Origin of the sequence: Parabacteroides faecis, from assembly GCF_014647375.1 — a bacterium.
In the GTDB taxonomy this organism is placed as follows: domain Bacteria; phylum Bacteroidota; class Bacteroidia; order Bacteroidales; family Tannerellaceae; genus Parabacteroides; species Parabacteroides faecis.
This window is the reverse complement of sequence record NZ_BMPB01000003.1, coordinates 360,970-380,741: the sequence shown is the minus strand read 5'-3', so window position 1 is coordinate 380,741 and position 19,772 is coordinate 360,970. Positions and strand designations below refer to the sequence as shown.

The 19,772-nt window shown below is 41.6% G+C and carries 22 protein-coding genes; 11 read left to right on the top strand and 11 right to left on the bottom strand.

The genetic code is table 11. The features are described from left to right. Positions 1-204 precede the first annotated feature (204 nt). The 5 genes from IEY67_RS05910 to IEY67_RS05890 all read right to left on the bottom strand — a co-directional run bounded on the left by IEY67_RS05910 (position 205) and on the right by IEY67_RS05890 (position 4,429). Entirely contained in the window at positions 205-1,377 is a 1,173-nt protein-coding gene (locus IEY67_RS05910; RefSeq protein WP_122376449.1) for a DUF4934 domain-containing protein, read from the bottom strand. 410 nt (positions 1,378-1,787) lie between these two features. Next, positions 1,788-2,033 carry an NVEALA domain-containing protein gene (locus IEY67_RS05905; RefSeq protein ID WP_122376448.1) on the bottom strand — a complete coding sequence of 82 codons (246 nt, stop codon included), beginning with the start codon at positions 2,031-2,033 and terminating at the stop codon, positions 1,788-1,790. 207 nt (positions 2,034-2,240) lie between these two features. Continuing rightward, positions 2,241-3,122, bottom strand: a complete 882-nt coding sequence (locus IEY67_RS05900; RefSeq protein WP_183669203.1) for a DUF1573 domain-containing protein — start codon at positions 3,120-3,122, stop codon at positions 2,241-2,243. Between the two features lie 8 nt (positions 3,123-3,130). Continuing rightward, positions 3,131-4,189, bottom strand: a complete 1,059-nt coding sequence (locus tag IEY67_RS05895; RefSeq protein ID WP_183669205.1) for a BF3164 family lipoprotein — start codon at positions 4,187-4,189, stop codon at positions 3,131-3,133. 3 nt (positions 4,190-4,192) lie between these two features. Beyond that, entirely contained in the window at positions 4,193-4,429 is a 237-nt protein-coding gene (locus IEY67_RS05890) for an NVEALA domain-containing protein (protein ID WP_122357334.1), read from the bottom strand. A 230-nt stretch (positions 4,430-4,659) separates the two neighbouring features. Between IEY67_RS05890 and IEY67_RS05885 the strand changes: the two genes are divergently transcribed. Then, on the top strand, positions 4,660-6,162 hold the full coding sequence (locus IEY67_RS05885; protein WP_122357333.1) for a ligand-binding sensor domain-containing protein: 1,503 nt from the start codon (positions 4,660-4,662) through the stop codon (positions 6,160-6,162). A gap of 177 nt (positions 6,163-6,339) precedes the next feature. Here the strand turns inward: IEY67_RS05885 and IEY67_RS05880 are convergent, their stop codons facing one another. Continuing rightward, positions 6,340-7,200, bottom strand: coding sequence for an Rpn family recombination-promoting nuclease/putative transposase (locus tag IEY67_RS05880; protein ID WP_183669207.1), 861 nt, complete (start codon positions 7,198-7,200; stop codon positions 6,340-6,342). A 284-nt stretch (positions 7,201-7,484) separates the two neighbouring features. Here IEY67_RS05880 and IEY67_RS05875 point away from each other — a divergent pair, with 284 nt between their 5' ends. The 6 genes from IEY67_RS05875 (at position 7,485) to IEY67_RS05850 (ending at position 10,148) form a co-directional block, all read left to right on the top strand. Continuing rightward, a complete protein-coding gene (locus tag IEY67_RS05875; protein WP_183669209.1) occupies positions 7,485-8,090 on the top strand; it encodes a DUF4373 domain-containing protein in 606 nt (201 codons plus the stop codon). After that, positions 8,002-8,616, top strand: a complete 615-nt coding sequence (locus IEY67_RS05870) for a DUF6633 family protein (RefSeq protein WP_229800969.1) — start codon at positions 8,002-8,004, stop codon at positions 8,614-8,616. Before IEY67_RS05875 ends, IEY67_RS05870 begins: the two co-directional genes overlap by 89 nt. After that, on the top strand, positions 8,609-8,839 hold the full coding sequence (locus IEY67_RS05865; protein WP_122357329.1) for a DUF4248 domain-containing protein: 231 nt from the start codon (positions 8,609-8,611) through the stop codon (positions 8,837-8,839). Before IEY67_RS05870 ends, IEY67_RS05865 begins: the two co-directional genes overlap by 8 nt. Before the next feature lie 182 nt (positions 8,840-9,021). Next, complete coding sequence (locus IEY67_RS05860; RefSeq protein ID WP_122357328.1) at positions 9,022-9,471, top strand: N-acetylmuramoyl-L-alanine amidase; 450 nt, start codon at positions 9,022-9,024, stop codon at positions 9,469-9,471. Continuing rightward, positions 9,458-9,691 (top strand): hypothetical protein, encoded by a 234-nt coding sequence (locus tag IEY67_RS05855; protein WP_122357327.1) that lies wholly within the window; start codon positions 9,458-9,460, stop codon positions 9,689-9,691. The genes IEY67_RS05860 and IEY67_RS05855 overlap by 14 nt, the downstream gene beginning before the upstream one ends. Next, on the top strand, positions 9,675-10,148 hold the full coding sequence (locus IEY67_RS05850; RefSeq protein ID WP_183669213.1) for a hypothetical protein: 474 nt from the start codon (positions 9,675-9,677) through the stop codon (positions 10,146-10,148). The genes IEY67_RS05855 and IEY67_RS05850 overlap by 17 nt, the downstream gene beginning before the upstream one ends. 59 nt (positions 10,149-10,207) lie before the next feature. On the opposite strand, the gene IEY67_RS05845 is transcribed toward IEY67_RS05850, so the two are convergent. From IEY67_RS05845 to fabD, 3 genes are all read right to left on the bottom strand, one after another. Next, complete coding sequence (locus IEY67_RS05845; protein WP_183669215.1) at positions 10,208-11,491, bottom strand: type II toxin-antitoxin system HipA family toxin; 1,284 nt, start codon at positions 11,489-11,491, stop codon at positions 10,208-10,210. After that, positions 11,481-11,813: a helix-turn-helix domain-containing protein gene (locus IEY67_RS05840; protein ID WP_122375743.1), complete on the bottom strand. Its 333-nt coding sequence runs from the start codon at positions 11,811-11,813 to the stop codon at positions 11,481-11,483. The genes IEY67_RS05845 and IEY67_RS05840 overlap by 11 nt, the downstream gene beginning before the upstream one ends. 278 nt (positions 11,814-12,091) lie before the next feature. Further along, positions 12,092-12,973, bottom strand: coding sequence for an ACP S-malonyltransferase (gene fabD, locus IEY67_RS05835; protein WP_122356142.1), 882 nt, complete (start codon positions 12,971-12,973; stop codon positions 12,092-12,094). Between the two features lie 140 nt (positions 12,974-13,113). On the opposite strand from fabD, the gene IEY67_RS05830 reads away from it, so the two are divergent. From IEY67_RS05830 to IEY67_RS05820, 3 genes are all read left to right on the top strand, one after another. Continuing rightward, complete coding sequence (locus tag IEY67_RS05830; protein ID WP_007652767.1) at positions 13,114-13,308, top strand: Sec-independent protein translocase subunit TatA/TatB; 195 nt, start codon at positions 13,114-13,116, stop codon at positions 13,306-13,308. A gap of 3 nt (positions 13,309-13,311) precedes the next feature. Continuing rightward, positions 13,312-14,184, top strand: coding sequence for a twin-arginine translocase subunit TatC (gene tatC / locus IEY67_RS05825; RefSeq protein WP_122356144.1), 873 nt, complete (start codon positions 13,312-13,314; stop codon positions 14,182-14,184). 101 nt (positions 14,185-14,285) lie between these two features. Continuing rightward, positions 14,286-16,502, top strand: coding sequence for a GH92 family glycosyl hydrolase (locus IEY67_RS05820; RefSeq protein ID WP_183669217.1), 2,217 nt, complete (start codon positions 14,286-14,288; stop codon positions 16,500-16,502). Positions 16,503-16,586: 84 nt separating this feature from the next. Here the strand turns inward: IEY67_RS05820 and kdsR are convergent, their stop codons facing one another. Next, positions 16,587-17,414, bottom strand: coding sequence for a 3-ketodihydrosphingosine reductase (gene kdsR / locus IEY67_RS05815; protein ID WP_183669219.1), 828 nt, complete (start codon positions 17,412-17,414; stop codon positions 16,587-16,589). An 81-nt stretch (positions 17,415-17,495) separates the two neighbouring features. On the opposite strand from kdsR, the gene IEY67_RS05810 reads away from it, so the two are divergent. Then, positions 17,496-18,512 (top strand): isoaspartyl peptidase/L-asparaginase family protein, encoded by a 1,017-nt coding sequence (locus IEY67_RS05810; protein ID WP_122356154.1) that lies wholly within the window; start codon positions 17,496-17,498, stop codon positions 18,510-18,512. A 356-nt stretch (positions 18,513-18,868) separates the two neighbouring features. On the opposite strand, the gene IEY67_RS05805 is transcribed toward IEY67_RS05810, so the two are convergent. Then, a complete protein-coding gene (locus IEY67_RS05805; RefSeq protein WP_122356156.1) occupies positions 18,869-19,732 on the bottom strand; it encodes an alpha/beta hydrolase in 864 nt (287 codons plus the stop codon). Positions 19,733-19,772: the final 40 nt, after the last annotated feature.

Below are 19,772 nucleotides of genomic sequence, written 5' to 3'. Positions count from 1 at the left end.
ATGTTAATACTGTTCGCTGCATACGGGGGAAGGAATTTTCTGATCTAGCTAGACTTCTCCGTATACAGAACCGATTTACTGTATAGTATATCATCTTCGGTCATTAATTCCACTTCCATTAAACCATGGAAATTTTGAATGAAGCAAACACTAACAAACTACAAAACAATTGTCATACACAGTCAAAAGATAAAATTGATTGTTTTATTTATCACTTAATGCGGAATCTAACTTGCTGATTCTTATTATCGGATTATCATCAATATGTAAGTTTGATGCTAGTTCTCTGAGATTATTGTCTTTTATTTGTGATAAATTGTCGATAAATAATTCATTATCATAAGTTGTGAAAAAGTAATTGTGTCCAGGAAAAAAATTAGCATCATATTTATTTCCGTCTATTATATATTCCCCCATAAAGCTAGGATCAAGAAGTAAGTATGAATAAATGCTAGATTTATTTATACTATCATAACAAAAAAAATATCTCTTATCATGATAGTATTTAAATAATAATTTTTTTGATGTACTTATCAAAGATGTTATTCCGTATGCAGCTGTTCTTTTAGATAATTTGTTTTGAAATTCAACGATGTTGTTGTGTTTATCCTCAAATAAAGATTGGGGTATTTTATATTTGCCAAAATCAATATAGTATAGAGGTTTACAACTTGTGGGGGAAATTTTATATATAGTATCATTATATAGCTCATAAAATAGCAAATCATTATTACTTATAGTAAAATTAGAACTACTATGAACATGTAAATAGTTTGATTTATTATTGGAGATATTAAAGAAACTATCAGTGATTTTTTGCTTAAATATGTTGAAACATATGAGTTTGTTATTGTTATTTGATGACACTTGATTACCACAGTATAATATCAATAAAGAATCGTTCAATTGCTGCATTCCTATTGCCCAACTGTCTATTTTAGATTTATCAATAAAGTTTCCATTATAGTCGTATGTTATTATTTGTTTCTTTCGAGTGTCTAACACATTAATGATTTCTCCATCTTGACTGATGTCAAAATCTGATAAACGAGCGTATTCTTCAGGACCATCACCTTGACGTTCTACTTTGTATTTAAATCTCCCGTCTTCTCCAAAAAAATAAATTGAATAATCATCTCCTATTATTATTTGGTTATTAATGTAATATATTTTTTGTATTTTCTTTATAAGGCAAGAATCATTTGTTTCAAGTTTTACAAAATGAGTATTTAGGGATAATTCAGATAAATCTAACGGTGTATTCTTAGAATTTTCTACAAAGATAGTTGTAATATTTAGATTCTCTATATTCCTATCTTGTTTAGTTGTACAACTAAATAGTAATAGACAAAAAAATAATATGTAAGTTATTTTCATACGTAAATAAATAATTATGCTCTTCTCTAAAAAGAGCTTGTTAAACTTTTCATGAATTATAAATTTAATGCGTTCATGATTTCGCTGGATAGTAGCTGTTTTTGATTTTGTTAAAGAATAATTCAAGGTGTTATGTCTATAACTTTTTACTTAAAGATCTTTACCACTTCTTGCTTATTTTATATTATTGTGGGTATCTATTCATAACCACTGTGAATAACTTGTAAGAAGATTGCTGTAATGTTGGCATATTCTTTATTAAAACTATCCATATTCACCACCTACTTTTTATTTGTTTAAATAAAATTTATTTCATGGATATCTAATCTTGATTCAAAAGGGGACAGATAGGATTTATTGGAATACAATATTTGATAAAATCTATCTGTCGCCCTATATTTATTATGTTGTTAACATTTAGCGCAAGCGGATGCTCCACAAGTTTTATCTCCAGGACAACAACAATTCGTGGTATGGCCGTTTTTGTCTGGCTCTGTACTATATAATGTTCCTTTACTGTCACTTTCATTGTCAGCCAATGCTTCTACATTAGCCAGTGCCAAGTCTGACAGTTCCACTTCGTTCTGACTTTGGCTGAAATTCCAGCCTGCAGCAGCTATAGCTGCGATAGCAATGATACCCAATAACTTTTTCATATTCGTATCTGTTTAATTGTTTGTTTAAATCATTATTTAATCAGGCTATTTTCTATCTTTGCCTACTCTATTTGGATTAGATAGTCGAATGTTACCTGTAGCATTCTGTTTTGTCGGTTATATTACCATCATACACCTCCTTTTCGGGGTCTCCGGGAGTTTGCTTGTACATTCTTGTCGGGATGCAGCAAACTCCCATTTGTTCGATCATCGAACATTCCCCTTTATCTTTGCTTTGACAGGTTGGTTGTTAATACTATTGTACTTGATCGTAACGACTTCATCGAAGAATCCTGTATCTTTCGGTGTCATCTTAATTCCTACCCGAAGAGATTCTCCGGGGTTTGCGGGGCGTTTGTCATAAGTGGCAGCCGTGCAGCCGCAAGTGGTACCTACGTCCACTATCACAAGGGGATTGTCCCCAATGTTTCTTACTTCTATGGTTGTTTCCTTTACTTCCGATTTACCAAAAGTACCGAAGTCGATTTCTATCTGTGTTGCTTCGGCTGTTGTTTTTGGGATATTTTTGTTCGGATTGTCTTTGCCGGTGATCTGTTTCAGATATAGGTCTTTCACCGCCGTGTTGTGTACCGGATTTCCTAATACAACCACTTTATTGTTCTTGTCCAGCAGGAATGTCTGGAAAGTTATATTTGACGGGAACTTGTTCAATTTGTTCAGTTGATCCTCTATGTCAATACAGACCGGACGATCGAAAGCATCCCGTTTCAACAGATAGCGTATTTCTTTCGCATCTTTGGGATGGAAGAAGAAAAGGAAAGGCACTTTTCCCTGTGTGGCCGAATCGGTATACTCGATCAGTTCCTTCCATTTATGCAGTTGTAATTTGCAGCTGGTACAACCAATGGAATCTACATATATTAATACCTTATAATCGGATTGCGGAATTTGGAAATCCGTAGTATCTGTCAGATAACGGGTGAAGATCAGGTTTTCAGGGAATACAATTTGTTTACCCTGCCATTCGTTCACCAATTGCGCAATCTGTTTTTTCTCTTCTTTCTGTTTGTCTTGACAGGAGAAGAAGATCGTTAATACTAATAATATGTATAGATTCAGGTTTTTCATGGCGTTCGTTATATCTTAAATTCTAAAATCGGATCGTCGCTTTTCGCCTCGGTGGCGACAATCGTATTGGTGTCTTCGTTAATATCGATACTGTTAATCCGTTGGTCGAGTTCGTACCGGCGCACCGGATTTCCTTCCAGGTCGAACACATAGATGTATTTTGCCCCGTTTTCAGGCTCTTTTCCCTGTTTGATGGCGGCTATTTTGTCTTCAAACCGGATGCCTTGAAAAACAGCATAGATATATTTACTTGTCACTTTGATGTCGCTAAAGCCCATGATCCCGGTGGGGATACCCGAACCGTCTTGGGCTGCTTTGTATTGCGGCTCGCCTTCGGGTCCGTAAAGCACCTTATGAGTATTCTCTTTCAGGTTGAAAATTTCGAAAACTTCTCCCAATTGGGTTGCCATTGCCAAGATTCCGTTGTCGGGATTGTAGTCCATGAAACTTCGCCATGCCTGTGCAAGTGCCGGACGGACGGTGTTTTCGTCGATCGTTTCGGATGGTATTTCCCCGATACTTTTGACCGGCTTTCCGTTGTCGTCCACTTGCCAATAACGGAACTCTCCCATGTAGTCGGGAATGAAAAACCCCGATTCCATCGTATGAAAGTCGAGTGAACGGACCAGTTTCTTATCCAGTTTGATCTCTTCGACCCGTTCCGCAGAACCGGTAGCCGGAGATATTTTCCAACGTGTAATCTCCATTTTATTGGCGTCGATCGCCCATAAAGAGTCTAAGGAGTTGAATTGAATGTTGTCGGCGGAAAGCATCTCCATAGGTCCTTCCCCGCGCTTTCCGAAAGAGGCTAGGTGTTTCCATCCGGGATAGGTAAAAGCATGTAGGAAATGATCCATATTATGCAGGTCCATCACCACGGCAATACCATCCCTGACCGCTACCCGGAATGGGTAACGGAGCAGGATAGTATCCAGGTCTGCTACCTGGGCCTTGAGCACCTTCGTTTCGGGAAAGTCAGCGTACCGGGGGAAAGTGGTTTGCTGGTTTCCTGAACAGGCGACAAGGGTACTAATACCTATTAATAATATGTAAGGGAGAGATTTCATACGTTAGTCTAAACTGAAACCACTGAATCTAATTTCAAATTTCTCGCCGTCACAATCTACTTCACCTCTACCGTAACATCGATAGTTTTCGCCATGTTGACCATTTTCATTATTAGCTAATGCTTCGATGTTTTCAAGCATCAACTCATTCATTGGATTTTTATCCGAAGTAGTGTGACCGAAATACCATGCACCGAATAATAATAGAAAGACAAACCCTGTTTTAATAATTTTTTCCATATTGATATTATTTTATTCTGTTTATATTACTTTTGTCTACAAGCAAGACTCCTGTTGGTTTTTATGACTTACAGTGTAAAAGTAGTGTATCACGTTTGAAAAACAAATAGTTTATCTGGAATGTGTTCTGATCGTTTGATTTAAGGTGCTGATATATAATGTGTAAGAGGGAAATATTGTCAATATTTGTGAGACTTCTGTTACGATTATTATAAAAAAGCGGGTAAAAAATGGAAATGAAAAGACAAATTAGTAAAATAGGAATAGGTGGAATTGCCTCTATTGGGGTTATTATTTTACTGATGTTATGGTTTGGAAATGTTTACCTGAATCAGAAAAGAAAACTGCATGCCGAACTTAGGGATTTGTTTATAGAGGCGATGCTAGATGAAAAAAAACAACAAAAAGATATCCAAATTCAAAAAGGTAGCTATGATCCTCAAAGATCTCCCAATGATATTTCAGGAGAAGAGAAACATGCTTGGTGCGATCAAATTTATCTTACCATGCATGATCCTAACCGGCATCTATTGGATAGTCTTTTTCAAGCTATATTACAAAAAAAGAATATAGAAGTAAAAACAGCCATACGCTACATAGGTAGTGGAAAAGTGATTAATTCTTCGACCGACAGCCTGTTTTATAAAAATGCGACCCTTTTAAATCCTGTTGTTTACAGGATAGATGAAAATGAAGAAAAGAATATAACGCTCCAGGCTTATGTCGATGTTCCGATTCGGATTGTGTTGGAACGAATTGGATGGTTTTGGGTAATTTCTTTTGTTATTTTGATTCTATTGGCCGGTGGTTATGGAATTTATTTTAATAAATTAAAAGGGTATATAGAAAAGATCATCAAGTCATTGAATGAAAGTGAGGCCTTGGTCGTACAACTGAAAACTGAACTGAATGAATTGCAAGCTAAAAAACTGGAGACAGAGCGGATTAGCAAACAACAATCTGAATTGATTGAACGGAAACAGTGTGAACTAACTCAGTTACAAGCTAGCAAGCAGGAAATGGAACAGGTTAGCCAACAACAAGCCGGAGTGATTGACGAAAAACAAGCAGAATTAACTGAACTTCAAACCAAGTTGCAAAATGTTGAGCAGATTAGTAAACAACAATCTGAATCGATTGAACGGAAACAGTGTGAACTAACTCAGTTACGAGCTAGCAAGCAGGAAATGGAACAGGTTAGTAAACAACAAGCCGGAGTGATTGACAAAAAACAAGCAGAACTAATTGAACTTCAAGCCAAGTTGCAAGATATAGAGCGGATTAATAAACAACAACTCGAGATGATCGAGAAAAAAGAAGCTGAGTTATTAGTCTCGCAAAATAAAATAAAATCTTTATTTCCGAAACAAAAAATAGACTGGATCATTTTGCCATGCGGTGTATTATTTGATGAAAAACATGGAGTTGTACGTATTGAGAATGGAAAAACGATTCGTTTGAAGAACAATCCGCTAAAGTTGTTTGGTTATTTTATTAAGGCTGAGGATTATAAATTAATGTTTGAGGATATTTGTACCGATGTTTTGGAGCGCCCAATTAAAAATGGATTAAGTGACTCGGACCGGGAAATTATTTCGACTACTGTAGGTCGTTTAAGGAAGTCTTTGAAGCCATTCCCCTGTATTGAAATTAAGTCACACAGAAAAGTCGGTTATCAGATGGTTTTTTCCAACTATCAAAATGACACTACCCTAGCGGGTAAATCGGACTAATATACCGGGTATTTGAAAATACCCCTGCGACTAATATTTTTTAACATATCATTCCGTTATCAAACAAGCAATATTACCTATCGAAATGATAATCTGAATTTTGAATATATTGTCTTAAAAACAAAATCCCGGGGAAAGAGACTCTCCGGGATTTTGTTTTTTTATACTGTCAGGTTTTTAAAGTTTTTCGATTTCTTCTATCGACAAGCCCGTAGACCGGGAGATTATTAGAGGATCGATACCGTTTTGTTTCAGGTTTGTTGCTATAAGCCGTTGTTCTTCCGCTTTCCCCTCAGCTTTTCCTTCAATCCAACCAGTTTTAATTACACTGCGTTGATAACGCAAAGCCTCCATGTCTGCATAATATTGTCGTCTGTCTTTTTCATCTAACTGGTCGATACGCAAACGTTCGCGTGCTTCCTGTAAGCTATGAACCGTACTGTTTTTATCGATCTCGCCGGTTTTCAGGAAAGCGATCCATTCGTCCAGAGGCGTTTTCGCTTGTTGGTTAAAGCCGTCTACCCGTAATACGTAATATTCGGGAAAAATATCTCCGACTTCATGACGTACGAATTGTTCGCGTTGGCGTACGGATAACTGGAGTATATCATTATAATGAATTCCTTTAAAACTGGTACGTCCATGATAAACATAGTCTTTGCCTTGTCCTAATTCAAAATAAACAATGTTGATTGAATATACTTTACGAATAACACCATATTCCTGGCCTTCGTTGATATAATCGGTGGTCGTTTTGGGTGCTCCGTACAACATACGATGATAATAATAGAGCTCACGATTATTGTGTAATTCAATGATGATAAGTTCACCTTTACTGTCTTCTGCCAACATCTCTACCGGGTTGAACTTATTATCGACACTTTCCTTATTACTTTCGCTTTCCAGCATCTTGACAATACGAATCTCTTGCCCAAGTAATGTAGACAAAAAACCTTCCAGCACAACAAAGTTGGATTTATTACGCAAAAGGCGCTTTACGGCCCAGTCAAAACGGACCAATGCAGGATCATTTTTCATAGTTATTTATTATTTAATTTGTTACGGTAGCAAAGATAGATTTTTTTTAAATCTAAAAGCATATTATCCTGATTTTTACCGGATAAATAGGATATAAAAATATATTTGTCTATGTTTACCGTATAAAGAGTCTAAGGGTTGAATTTTAAACGGGAGTTTGGAGTTCAACTTTTACTGTTTTTGTACACGCCAAAGACTTTTCCTGTAAATCACTTCCTTTCTTTCGCACCGGATTGTGTTAACCGTTGGTGCTTCAGGTAATCAACATTTAAAAAATTAGAATTATGGCTAGACCATTAAAAAAAGGACTGGGCTATTTTCCGCTGGATACGGACCTGTATTCGGACAGGAAAATACAACGCCTGCTCCGAAGGTACGGGTGTAAGGGCATCTGTATTTATTTAGCGATCCTTTGTGAAATTTACCGGGAGAAGGGGTATTATATTCCTTATGACAGTGATTTCTGTTTCGATATCTCTGTTATCCTGGGGTTGGATGAGGCCACGGTTAGTGAGGCGGTCCTTTATTGTATAGATCTTCAGTTGTTCGACAGGGAACTGCTGGAATACCGGCAGGTACTTTCTTCGCTGGCGATACAGAGACGCTTCAGGGAGATCAGTAAAAGACTCGGCGTAAAGATCGACCCGGATCTCGAAATACCGGATAGTTGGGCGAATGAAGGGGTTATTGTTGCAGAAACCCCGGTTATTGCAACGGAAACTCCGGATTCTGTAACGAAAACCCCGGAAAATGGAAATGGAAATCAAAATGTAAATCAATCTACACAATATGGAAAATCAAATGAAACTCGATTTTCAGGCGATAACGGAGAAGCAGCCCGACGGGAAGAACTCCTCCGCATGGCTGAAGAAGCAACAAGAAGTTGCTGATATGACGGCTCGTTACGGGAATGCGGAGAAATTCCTGAATACGTTTAAACCGGATATGCAGGTAATGGCTGCCCGTTATGCCGAGCGTGCTTACTTTGGTACGGCTCCCATGCTGGAAACGGTTTGCCTGGGGTATGGCGAGCTGGCGGCAATGGTGTTCATATGCGCTCTGCTGGAAGATATCAACCTGTTTGTCGGGGTGAAAGAGAAAATGCCGGTCAACCGCCAGCGCGAGTTGTCGCGTCTGGTGCTGGCAGAATATCCTTATCTGAAGGTGACGGAATTGCTGTTGTTTTTTCATCGGCTGAAATGCGGGCGTTACGGCCGTTTTTACGGGATGGTGGATGCGCTGACTGTCACCAGTGCGCTGATGCAGTTTATGGGTGAACGCCTGACGGAGACAAACCGTTTTAAGGCGGCACGAAAGAAGGAGGAGAAACCGGAGAAAGTGGCGTCCGGCGGTATCACTTACGAGGAATATTTGCAATTGAAAGAGAAACAACAAAAACAAAACAATCATGGATAAGAGCAAGGTTTGGGGACATACGCAGCTGGCTATGTTGTATTTCCCGGGTATTTTACCGAAATCGGCTTCTGCACAGTTGTCGTTGTGGATCAAACGGGATGAAGAGCTGCTGGACGATCTGACGAAAGCGGGTTACCGCAAGGGGCAGCGTATGTTTACGCCGCGCCAGGTGGAGATCCTGGTGGATCATCTCGGCGATCCTGAGACCTGGAATATTCGATAATAAATAGAAGCGGGACGGTGAACGTGTTCGGGTTCAATCCTTGTCTCTTTACCTGAATACTCCGGTTCCCGGTAAAATCTTTCTTATTCCCTCTTATTCCCTGCTATTCCCATTTAAACCGATTCCGTCCTTTTTCCTTCACGTACATTTGCTTTCATATTAACGATAAACAGAATTGAATCATGAGAAAAATTAATCTGATTGTTTTGCATTGTTCGGCTACCCGTGAGACGATGGAGTATACGCCGGAACAGCTGGAACGTGACCATAAGGCGCGTGGTTTCTTTTCGGCCGGTTATAACTATTATATCCGCCGTTCGGGTGAGGTCGTACCGATGCGTCCGCCGGAGCAGATTCCGGCACATGTGAAAGGGTATAATGCGTTCAGTTTGGGGATTTGTTACGAAGGTGGGCTGGATGCCGGTGGGCATCCGAAAGATACGCGTACGGAGAGGCAAAAATTGTCTATCAGGGGATTGCTGTTGCTGCTGCTGGTGCGGTATCCGGGATGTCGGATCTGCGGACACCGTGATTTGTCGCCCGACCGGAATGGCGACGGGAAGATCACGCGGGATGAATGGTTGAAGGAGTGTCCTTGTTTTGATGCGGAGGAGGAGTATGGGATATTGTAAAAGAAGGTGCTGGCTGCTTGGTTGCCAGTTATGGGTGGCGGTTTTCCTGTCGCTGGCAGGTGTTGTATTGTTGTTTATGGGGTTCTGGTGCAGCCCGACGGGGAAGATAGATAGTTCGGTGTTGGTAGGATTCGGCGAGGTGTCGACGTTTTCAGGGGCGTTGTTCGGGGTGGATTATAGTTATAAATATAAGATCAGAAGGGATGAGAAAGAGGAATAAGGAGTTGGTCGGGGTGTGTTTCGGTGTGTGTTTGTGGGTTTTGTTGACGGATGCCGGTTGTGTGGGGAAGAGGGGTGTGGTTACGGGGCGGGAATTCAGGGAAAGGGATTCGTTGATGGTTGAGCGCTTCGATAGCCTACGGATGGAACATATGTGGAAATCTTCTGCGGCTGTGGCGGTCCGATGGGAGGAGGTGGAATTTTCCGCACCGGATAGTAGTGGGCACCAGTATGTGGAGCGGGTCAGACAGGCAGTGGCGGACAGTCGGGAGGTTTCTGTTAACCGGGATACATTGCTCTTGCTTTCACGGCAGGAAGATCGTCGGTTGCGGGAAACAGTGGTTACGGAACAGAAAGAAAGCGGCTGGTTGATGGGGCACTTACCGATTTGGTGGGTACTGGGTGTGGGAGGTATATTGTTATTAGGAGTTTGGTGGTGTAATAGAACCTATACCTGATATTGTATTCATAAATATTTGGAGGAAAAATATCGATGAAAAAAGTTTTTTTGGCTCCTTTAATGGAGTAAATCTGTTTTACTCTTGATAAATTGCGAAATTAGCTCTGTATAAATTGTATTGATTTTTACATCGATTGCTTTGTCTGTGAAAGACTGTACCACTTCTGAAATTTCTTTGACAATATGTTCGGCATTTCTCACATCATTTTCATCGGCCAACCTAACGAATTGATTCATTGAAATATCCCGATTACATTCTTCAATGGTCATGATATGTTTGTCACCTATGAATCTATTCTTGAAATTTACAGTGAAAGTTTCATCGTAGGCTGGAGAAAGGCGCCATCTACCATCTTCATCCATTACAAATGAGAAATTTTTATCATGATCATCACAAACTCCCGAAAGGTAATTGAATACTGCTCTTCTGAAAATTTGTTCAATATCGTGATAGGGCAACTGAAGCTTTCTGCATACTTTGAATATTTCTTCGTATGAAGTCACTGTTCCGCATAAGGACTGTAGGGTGACCGAATGTAACTTTCGCCCCTCTTTACGGTCAAATCGCTCTGTTAAAAAATGGTTCTCACCGTCGATTTCAAGTAATGAACATTTTTCCATATCTATTGATGCGTCTTTAGCCATTAAATAGTAAGCGTATTCAATCTCGGCAGTAGGCCATTTGTCTGAATCCTTAAATTTTAATATATACTGTGTGAAGTCATTTGGTAAGATAAATTGTCCTGATCTGACTTCTCCTGTCGACCAATTGATGGCTACAATCGCCTTGGGATGCTTTCCACCTGCACTCATGCCTACAGCCATAAGATCATTGATTTCCGGTCTGTCTTGTATGTTGATCGAAACGCCTTCACGCATAGACTCTATTTCTTTTGCCAACCCGTAAAGGTCTTCCAACGCTATGGCTTCGTCAGAGCGCGGGTCATATAGCTGTGGAACAAACTCAAAGGCTCCCATACCTCGCCGTCCTATGAAGGCTAACTTATCGACGGGAGTTAGATCATGGCTACGGAGGCCATTTTTTTCAATCCATAAAGAAAACACTTCATTCCCCCAATCATCCGGTAAAGAACTACTTAAGAAGCGGGGGATGCCATTGTACTCATTGGCATGGCAAATATCTGACATGCCTTTTTGTACTAGATAAGTAGAATGGTTATAAAAACCTACAGGGTCTACATCAAAACCAAATGAATGATATTCAGGATTAAATGAAATCAACGAACCGACTTTCCCGAACTTTTGTCGGTAGCCACCTTCCCATTTCAGTTTACAGATTTCTTTCCCCCATAAGAGAACACTGACTATATTATTTTTCATTACTACGCTTTTTTACTCTTTGTTTTTCCTTTTTGATTGATGTGTCATAAAGACTTATCGGCATATCCGGAATACATTCGGAGATACCTTCTAATTTTTGGATTGCACGCATGAGCGAGATAAAATTGTCAAGCCTAATGGTAGCTCCTTCTCCTCTTTCAAATCTTACGATTGTCATGACGGAAACGCCACTCTGATAAGCTATTTCCTTTTGGGTCATGCGCAGTGCAATTCTATAGTCCCGGAATCGTTTTCCAAGATCTATCACAATGTCATTATTGGACTTTTCGTAAAGATCCAGTCTGTTTAATTCATTAATCATGCTACAAATATATATAAATGATGATTAATAGCAAAATATATTTATAAATAATCATATATGATATATTTATGATTGGGTGTAATATTCGATAGAAGATGTCTTTTTGAATCTGGATGGGCCTGGGAGAAGGGTTGTCTTGTGCGAGTACGTCTAGCACATTGTGAAATAAATATTATCTTTGCCCGCATCCTTATTTGTAATACCTGAAAGTTTAATGCTATATAAAAAAGGTTGGCAAGAATTTCTTGCCAACCTTTTTACATGTATGGATTTGCTGCTTATTGCATGCCTTCTGTTGTCATTTCTTTATTGATTTTCTTAACCAATCCCTGAAGAACAGCACCTGGCCCTAATTCGATGAAATGGTCGGCACCGTCAGCGATCATGTTCTGAACACTCTGAGTCCAGCGAACAGGAGCTGTCAGCTGAGCGATCAGGTTAGCCTTGATCGTTTCCGGATCAGTTTCACCTTTCGTACTTACATTCTGATAAACAGGGCAAGCCGGTGTATGGATCGGAGTAGCTTCGATGGCAGCAGCCAGTTCGGTACGTGCCGGTTCCATCAGCGGAGAATGGAATGCGCCGCCTACTTTCAGTTTCAACGCACGTTTAGCTCCGGCAGCCAGCATCTTTTCGCAGGCAGCATCGATTCCGGGAATTGAACCGGAGATAACCAGCTGGCCCGGGCAGTTGTAGTTTGCACAAACAACTACTTCATCTTTTATACTTGCACAGATTTCTTCAACTGTTGCATCCGGCAAAGCCAGAACGGCTGCCATGGTGGAAGGAGTGGCTTCGCAAGCTTTCTGCATAGCCATGGCACGTTTGGATACCAATACCAGACCATCTTCAAATGACAAGGCTCCGGCTGCAACGAGGGCAGAAAACTCACCCAGGGAGTGACCGGCTGTCATATCCGGTTTAAACTGGTCGCCTAGTGTTTTGGCGAGAATAACCGAGTGTAAGAATATGGCAGGTTGCGTAACCTTTGTTTGTCTCAGATCTTCGTCTGTTCCTGCGAACATAAGGTCTGTGATGCGGAAACCGAGAATTTCGTTTGCTTTCTCAAACATCTCTTTTGCAAGGGGATTGTTATCGTAAAGGTCTTTTCCCATTCCGACAAACTGTGCACCCTGACCGGGAAATACATAAGCTTTCATCTTTCTAATCTTTTTCTAATTTCAGTTTTTTAAGACGGTGCAAAGGTAATAAATTTAGAATAATGGAGTGACTATTCGTTACAAATAGTATCTTTGCCCCATATAAAAGGCGAATATTAACGACTAATTATTATAATATCATGAACGAATTACTATTTTTAGGAAATTTAGGTACAGGCGAAATTGTGATTATCGCCATTGTTGTGTTGTTACTTTTCGGTGGTAAAAAAATTCCGGAACTGATGAAAGGTATCGGTAAAGGAGTGAAAAACTTTAAAGACGGTGTAAAAGGTTTAGAAGACGACATTAAGCTGGACGACAACGATAAGAAGTAGGAAATGGAAGAAGAGTTGGAACAAAATGAAATGTCATTCTGGGACCACCTGGAAGAACTTCGTTGGACTTTATTCCGTTCTATTCTAGCGCTCTTTGTTTTTGCTATCGGTAGTTTTGCCTTTATGCGTGACCTTTTCGATCACGTCATTATGGCTCCCTGCTATGCTGATTTTATTCTTTACCGTTGGTTATGTGAATTGAACAAGTGGCTTATCGATATAAGTCCTTGGTTTGATGTTTTACCGGATTTCTGTAATGATACTTTTCATGTAGATATCGTAAATATCAAGCTGGCTTCCCAGTTCTTCACCCACATGACCACCTCATTCTGGCTGGCCCTTGTATTGACTTTCCCTTATCTGATGTATGAGGTATGGAGATTCATCAGTCCGGCTCTGTATGACAACGAAAAGAAAAATATCAGGTGGGTATTCTTTTTCGGAACGATTATGTTTTTCATGGGATGTGCCGTAGGTTATTTTATGGTATTCCCGATGACACTCCGTTTCCTGGCAACGTATCAATTGAGCGCTAATATTACAGAACAAGTCTCTCTGGATTCGTATATGGATAACTTCCTTATGCTGATCTTTGTAATGGGAATTGTTTTTGAAATGCCGTTGGTATCGTGGTTGCTGTCGAAGCTGGGACTGTTGCACAGAGGATTTTTCCATAAGTACAGACGGCATGCTATTGTCGGATTGCTTGTTGCAGCAGCATTCATTACGCCGAGTAGCGATCCGTTTACATTGAGTGTCGTATTCTTCCCGTTATACGGATTGTACGAATTAAGTGCATTCTTCGTAAGGAAGCCCCCGGTAGAGGAACCGGATGAAGAAGACGAAGAGGATAACGAAAAGGAAAATGAAGGTTAATAAACCATAGACATTGGAAATTAGTTATAGAAAGAGACGTACATATTTAAATGTTACGTCTCTTTTTGTATATTTGTCAAGACTTAAACAATTTATAAACAATGAGGCACTTCTCTTTATTGGCGGTCTCCTTGCTGGCTTTGGTGGCCTGCACGCCTGAGAAACAACAGGAGGTTGATTATGCGCAGTATGTAAATCCGATGATCGGTACGGATTTTACCGGAAATACTTATCCGGGAGCACAGGCTCCTTTCGGGATGGTGCAGTTAAGTCCTGACAACGGATTACCGGGATGGGACCGTATCTCCGGTTATTTTTATCCCGACACGACAATTGCCGGTTTCAGCCATACACATCTTTCCGGTACAGGAGCCGGTGATCTGTACGATATCTCTTTTATGCCGGTGACCCGTCCGTATAAAGAAGCAGAAGCACCGTTGGGTATTTACTCTACCTTCTCTCATAATGACGAGGCTGCCTCTGCCGGTTACTACCGGGTATTGCTGAAAGACTATAATATCAATGTGGAACTGACGGCAACCGAACGATGCGGTATCCAGCGCTACATTTTCCCGAAGGCGGAAGCCTCTGTCTTCCTGAATCTGAAAAAAGCGATGAACTGGGACTTTACACTCGATTCTTATATAGAGGTAGTAGACTCGGTGACGATCCGCGGATATCGTTTCTCACAGGGATGGTCGCCCGACCAGCATGTCTATTTTCAGACCCGTTTCTCTAAACCTTTCGCTGGGTATCATATGGATACGACCGCTATCGTAACCAAAGATAAAGGACGTATCGGCACGGCTTATGTCGCCCGTTTTGATTTTAATACGGAAAAAGATGAAGAGATTTTGGTGAATACGGCTATCTCCGGTGTCAGTATGGAGGGAGCTGCCAGGAATTTGCAGGCAGAAGTTCCTCTCAATGATTTCGACCGGTATCATCAGGAGGCTGTTGCCCGTTGGAATAAGGAACTGTCGAAGATCGAGGTGAACGGGAACAATACGGACGACCTGGTTAAGTTTTATACGGCTATGTACCATACCATGATCGCTCCGACGATTTTCAGTGATGTGGATGGTTCTTATTACGGACCGGATAACCAGATACATAAGACAAATGGCGGTGACAATTACTCCACTTTCTCTTTGTGGGATACTTTCCGCGCTGCCCATCCTCTTTATACATATACAGACCCGAAACGGGTAAACGATATGGTTCAGGGCTTCCTGAATTTCTTTGACCAGAACGGTGCACTTCCTTTGTGGAATCTGTACGGACATGAAACAAATATGATGATCGGTTACCATGCGGTACCTGTTATCGTGGATGCTTATCTGAAAGGAATCGGTAATTTTAATGCGGAAAAGGCGTTGCAGGCTTGTATAGCGACGGCGAACCGGGACGATTACCGTGGTATCGGATTATATAAGAAATTAGGCTATGTACCGGCATTCAGTGATCCGGAGAAATGGGAAAACTGGTCGTTGTCAAAGACGCTCGAATATGCTTATGACGACTATTGCATCGCCCGTATGGCTGAAAAAATGGGAAAGAAGGAAATTGCCGATGAGTTTTACAAACGTTCGCAAAACTACCGGAATGTCTATAATAAGGAAACTACTTTTATGCAGCCGAGGGATGAAAAAGGCAGCTTTGTCACTCCGTTCGATGCCAAGGATTATACGGAAGATATTTGTGAAAGCAACGCCTGGCAGTATTTCTGGTATGTGCCGCAGGATCTGGACGGACTGATCGGCCTGCTGGGAAGCAAGGAGCGTTTCACGGAAAAGCTCGACAGCATGTTCACTTATGCACCGGATGCAAAAGAGGATCTGCCTATTTTCAGTACCGGAATGATCGGACAGTATGCGCATGGCAACGAGCCGAGCCACCATGTGATCTATCTCTATAACAAGGTAGACCAGCCCTGGAAGACGCAGAAATATGTAGCTCAGGTATTACACGACCTGTATCTGAATGCGCCGGACGGTATCTGTGGAAATGAAGATTGCGGACAGATGTCTGCCTGGTTTGTATTCAGTGCGATGGGCTTCTATCCGGTAGACCCGGTGAGCGGCCAGTATGAGATCGGAACACCTTTATTCCCGGAAGTGAAGATGAATCTGTCGGATGGGAAGGTGTTTACAATCCTGGCTCCGGGCGTCAGTGCTGAGAATATTTATATCCAATCGGTTAAACTGAATGGACAGCCCTATGATAAGAGTTACATCACCCACGAACAGATCATGAGTGGAGCGACACTTGAGTTTGAAATGGGTAACCAACCCGGACCTGTTTGGTATAAGAAATAAATGTCTTTTATATAAAGAACACAGTCCCCGGACCATATGATCCGGGGACTGTTGTTTTATGGGGTGATGATCCGGGTGTGCAGATTACAGCCGGTAGCCGGTTCTTACCACCCAATGAACGAATTTTTCAGGTAACCAGCTTTTACAACAGGCAAAGAGAACCTGTTCGATAGGACCTGTTTTACAACGGAAGGGTGGACGCGAACTTCGGATCAGACGGAGAATGGCATGCGCCAGTTTGTCGGGATGCGCTCCGTTCTTCTCCATCTTTTCAAAGGCATTTATGACGCGGCCGAAAACTTCCCGGTAATCCGGATTGTCGAGCGTTGCGGATGATATGCCGCGGTTTGCCGTGAAATTGGTGTAGAAGTCTCCGGGTTCGACCAGGCATACCCGTATCCCGAACGGACGGACTTCATGTTGCAGCGCTTCGCTATATCCTTCAACAGCAAATTTGGATGCGGAATAGAAACCCTGGAAAGGGACGGCAATGAGTCCTCCGATTGAACTGATATTAATGATAAAACCTTTCCGCTCTTTACGCATGATCGGGATGACAGCCTTGCACATACGCACCACTCCCATGAAGTTTGTATCCATCTGTTTGCCGATTTCTTCGTCTGTTTCCAGTTCGAGAGCCCCACTGATACCGAGTCCGGCATTATTGATCAGAATGTCGATCCGTCCCTGTTCGGAAAGTATTTGCTCCACCGCCTGTTGGATGGAAGCGGGTTGGGTTACGTCCATCGTTAACATCCGGACGCCGTTGGTACTTTCAGATGCTTTCCTGCTGGTCCCGTAGACGGTGTAACCTTGTTGTACGAGTAAGTTGGCTGTGGCTTTTCCAATACCGGAAGATGCTCCGGTGATCAGGATTACTTGCCGTGATCCTGACGGGTTTGTTCTTTTCATTATTATATTGTACTGTTTTATGGATGTAAAGATAGGTATTTTGTATTTTTGCCGTCACTATCATTTAATCTATTGTACGAGATGTTTAGAAATTTATCTTACCTGATTATTTTGTTATTCTGTGGAGCCATTAGTTTGCAGGCGCAGGAACGTGAATATGTGATTGTAGTGCATGGTGGCGCAGGAGTTATCGATAAGCTGGAAAAAGATCCGGAACGTTCCGCCCAATATTATGCGGCTCTCGATTCGGCCCTGACCATTGGCGACCGTATCCTTTCTGCCGGTGGGGAAGGTCCGCAGGCTGTTATGGCGGTAATCAATTATTTTGAAAACAATCCCTTATTCAATGCCGGTAAAGGTGCTACATGTACTGCTGAAGGCACATTTGAGCTCGATGCTGCCATCATGGAAGGGAAGGATCTCTCTGCCGGAGCCGTAGCCGGTGTAAAGACAGTTAAAAATCCGATCGATGCCGCTTATGCCGTTAAAACGCAGACGCCGCATGTTATGCTGTCGGGAGCCGGGGCAGATGCTTTTGCTGCCAGCCGGGGGCTGGAGCAGGTGGATAATATGTATTTTGCTACTCCGAAGACAATGGAATGGATCGAGAAGTTGAAAGAGGAAAGCCGGAAGAACGGTACTGTCGGTTGTGTCGTTTTGGATAAACAAGGAAATCTGACAGCAGGGACCAGTACAGGAGGAATGTTCAAAAAGCAATGGGGACGTATCGGTGATTCGCCTGTTATCGGGGCAGGTACGTATGCCGATAATAACAGTTGTGCTGTATCCTGTACCGGACACGGAGAGTATTTTATCCGTCATGCGGTCGCTTTTAATCTTTGTGCACGCTATAAATATTTGAAGGAACCTGTCGGACAGGCGGCAGATTATATTATCCATACGGAACTGAATGCGAATGCGGGAGAAGGTGGCCTTATTGCTGTCGATAAAAACGGGAATATCGCTATGCCGTTCAATACGACCGGAATGTTCCGCGGCTATCTGTATAAGGAAAAAGGGAAAACGGCGGTAGAGAAAAAGGTCGGTATCGGAAAGAATATGGTCATTCCGAACCGCTCTTTTTCAATTGAAAATTGACAGTTAGGCTTCGTAGTCGAATATATAAAACGGGAGTCTATCCGTCTATCGGTTATCTGTTATCAATATGACATGCTTAGTTACAGGTTCATTTGCCGTCAGTTTTAACTGACGGTCTACAAATTGTTTTTCTTTTTGGCTTTAGCCACATTTCTCTAAGCATAGAGAGTGTGTTTAAAATGGGACTAAAGTCCAAAGAAATAGATTCTTTACTAATCCGTCAGTTAAAACTGACGGCAAATAAACCTATAATGGCGAAGTCTCTTTGATAAGGGGATAGCTCAAACTGACAATCATTGAAACATTCAATTCTGTCAAAATGTGAGCCAATATGAATTCAGCCAACGGATATTCTGTTAATTATTTCTGCGGAATGCGCCGCTGACGAATTCCAGTATATTCGGTAACGCCGTACGCCAGTATAGCCAGGTATGGCCGCCTCCCCGTACACGGAATTCATGTTTCATACCTTTCTCACGCATGATTTGGTGAGCCTGGAAATTACCATCCAGCAAACCGTCCTGGTCGCCACAGTCGATATAATACCGGATACGCGGGAGATTCTCTTTATCCAGTTCGGAAAGCATTTTCAGTACGCTGTTCTTATGCCAGTAGTCGAGTCCCGGACCAAACAGGCGGTTAAACAAGTCCTTGTGCGACTTTGCCTGGCGTTGTTCCATCACACTGTCATCGAAAATAGCTGCACTAAGCGGTGCGCAGGCACTGAACATATCCGGATGATGCAAAGAATAGAGGAATGAGCCGTATCCACCCATGGAAAGGCCGGCGATGGCGCGGAACTCTTTGTTGCTCCGGGCACGGTAGGTCTTTTCGATATAGGGGATCAATTCTTCGAAAAACATATCTTCGTAAGGGGCCTTTCCGTCATATTGATTGATATACCAGGTATCCCAGGCATCCGGCATGACGACGATCATGGGAACAGCCTGGTCGCTGTTGATGGCGCGATCGGTAATTTCCTGCATCTGGCCGGTTTGAATCCACATCGTTTCATTGTCGGTATAACCGTGTAACAGGTAGAGTACCGGATAATAACGGTTTGAAGTGGCATAGCCGTCGGGCAGGTAAATAGAGTAGGATACTTCTTTTCCTAACTTTTTACTCTGAAACTTCACCGATTCATGAACCGTACTTTGAGCTATTCCTGCAAAATTAATGCAGAAACACAAAACAAGGAAGAGGATAATCTTGTTTTTCATATACTAACAGATTTAAGTAAATAGATAGATGTTTTTGTTT

What these genes read in the sequence shown, in the direction of transcription:
- tatC (WP_122356144.1), top strand. Translation starts at nt 13,312, where the DNA reads ATGGAAGAAGAGTTGGAACAAAATGAAATGTCATTCTGGGACCACCTG.
- kdsR (WP_183669219.1), bottom strand. Translation starts at nt 17,414, where the DNA reads ATGAAAAGAACAAACCCGTCAGGATCACGGCAAGTAATCCTGATCACC.
- IEY67_RS05900 (WP_183669203.1), bottom strand. Translation starts at nt 3,122, where the DNA reads ATGAAAAACCTGAATCTATACATATTATTAGTATTAACGATCTTCTTC.
- IEY67_RS05850 (WP_183669213.1), top strand. Translation starts at nt 9,675, where the DNA reads ATGAGAAAGAGGAATAAGGAGTTGGTCGGGGTGTGTTTCGGTGTGTGT.
- IEY67_RS05895 (WP_183669205.1), bottom strand. Translation starts at nt 4,189, where the DNA reads ATGAAATCTCTCCCTTACATATTATTAATAGGTATTAGTACCCTTGTC.
- IEY67_RS05855 (WP_122357327.1), top strand. Translation starts at nt 9,458, where the DNA reads ATGGGATATTGTAAAAGAAGGTGCTGGCTGCTTGGTTGCCAGTTATGG.
- IEY67_RS05830 (WP_007652767.1), top strand. Translation starts at nt 13,114, where the DNA reads ATGAACGAATTACTATTTTTAGGAAATTTAGGTACAGGCGAAATTGTG.
- IEY67_RS05875 (WP_183669209.1), top strand. Translation starts at nt 7,485, where the DNA reads ATGGCTAGACCATTAAAAAAAGGACTGGGCTATTTTCCGCTGGATACG.
- IEY67_RS05905 (WP_122376448.1), bottom strand. Translation starts at nt 2,033, where the DNA reads ATGAAAAAGTTATTGGGTATCATTGCTATCGCAGCTATAGCTGCTGCA.
- IEY67_RS05805 (WP_122356156.1), bottom strand. Translation starts at nt 19,732, where the DNA reads ATGAAAAACAAGATTATCCTCTTCCTTGTTTTGTGTTTCTGCATTAAT.
- IEY67_RS05840 (WP_122375743.1), bottom strand. Translation starts at nt 11,813, where the DNA reads ATGATTAATGAATTAAACAGACTGGATCTTTACGAAAAGTCCAATAAT.
- IEY67_RS05910 (WP_122376449.1), bottom strand. Translation starts at nt 1,377, where the DNA reads ATGAAAATAACTTACATATTATTTTTTTGTCTATTACTATTTAGTTGT.
- IEY67_RS05810 (WP_122356154.1), top strand. Translation starts at nt 17,496, where the DNA reads ATGTTTAGAAATTTATCTTACCTGATTATTTTGTTATTCTGTGGAGCC.
- IEY67_RS05885 (WP_122357333.1), top strand. Translation starts at nt 4,660, where the DNA reads ATGGAAATGAAAAGACAAATTAGTAAAATAGGAATAGGTGGAATTGCC.
- IEY67_RS05845 (WP_183669215.1), bottom strand. Translation starts at nt 11,491, where the DNA reads ATGAAAAATAATATAGTCAGTGTTCTCTTATGGGGGAAAGAAATCTGT.
- IEY67_RS05820 (WP_183669217.1), top strand. Translation starts at nt 14,286, where the DNA reads ATGAGGCACTTCTCTTTATTGGCGGTCTCCTTGCTGGCTTTGGTGGCC.
- IEY67_RS05890 (WP_122357334.1), bottom strand. Translation starts at nt 4,429, where the DNA reads ATGGAAAAAATTATTAAAACAGGGTTTGTCTTTCTATTATTATTCGGT.
- IEY67_RS05880 (WP_183669207.1), bottom strand. Translation starts at nt 7,200, where the DNA reads ATGAAAAATGATCCTGCATTGGTCCGTTTTGACTGGGCCGTAAAGCGC.
- IEY67_RS05870 (WP_229800969.1), top strand. Translation starts at nt 8,002, where the DNA reads ATGAAACTCGATTTTCAGGCGATAACGGAGAAGCAGCCCGACGGGAAG.
- IEY67_RS05865 (WP_122357329.1), top strand. Translation starts at nt 8,609, where the DNA reads ATGGATAAGAGCAAGGTTTGGGGACATACGCAGCTGGCTATGTTGTAT.
- fabD (WP_122356142.1), bottom strand. Translation starts at nt 12,973, where the DNA reads ATGAAAGCTTATGTATTTCCCGGTCAGGGTGCACAGTTTGTCGGAATG.
- IEY67_RS05860 (WP_122357328.1), top strand. Translation starts at nt 9,022, where the DNA reads ATGAGAAAAATTAATCTGATTGTTTTGCATTGTTCGGCTACCCGTGAG.